We start from the raw sequence: 416 nt of genomic DNA, 5'->3' as shown, positions 1-416 counted from the left end.
GGTACAATTCCAGTCGATCGCGCTAATTTTGTTATGCTCAAGAGCAACGTCACGAGAGAAGTTTTTACAGCCGGTTAGTTGCGCGGTACGCCAGTTGGGGGGACGTTCAAAAATGTCTTGTTTTGACCCGTTGGCGATAACTTTTCCCTCGTCTATAATCACTAAGTTAGGACAAACGCGATAGGCTTCTTCTAAGTTGTGGGTGATAAATAGGGTTACGCCTTCGTAATGACTGAGGTTTTGACGCAGCAGTTTTTCTTGTCGATCGCGCAAATAAGTATCTAAAGCAGAAAAGGGTTCATCGAGGAGTAAACTATCGGGTTGATTGATTTTTGCCCTCGCTAACGCCACTCGCTGCTGTTGTCCGCCAGAAAGTTCGTTGGGATAGCGCGTGCCCATTCCTTCTAGATTAACCG

The 416-nt window shown here is 46.4% G+C and carries 1 protein-coding gene; it reads right to left on the bottom strand.

The window, feature by feature from the left end:
* A partial coding sequence (locus R0J87_RS18630; RefSeq protein ID WP_498888058.1) for an ATP-binding cassette domain-containing protein occupies positions 1 to 416 on the bottom strand: 416 nt, incomplete at both ends.

Source organism: Halomonas sp. SIMBA_159 (genome assembly GCF_046536035.1).
Taxonomy (GTDB): domain Bacteria; phylum Pseudomonadota; class Gammaproteobacteria; order Pseudomonadales; family Halomonadaceae; genus Vreelandella; species Vreelandella venusta_A.
Note: the sequence above shows the minus strand (reverse complement) of the source record. Positions and strands in the feature narration are given on the sequence as shown.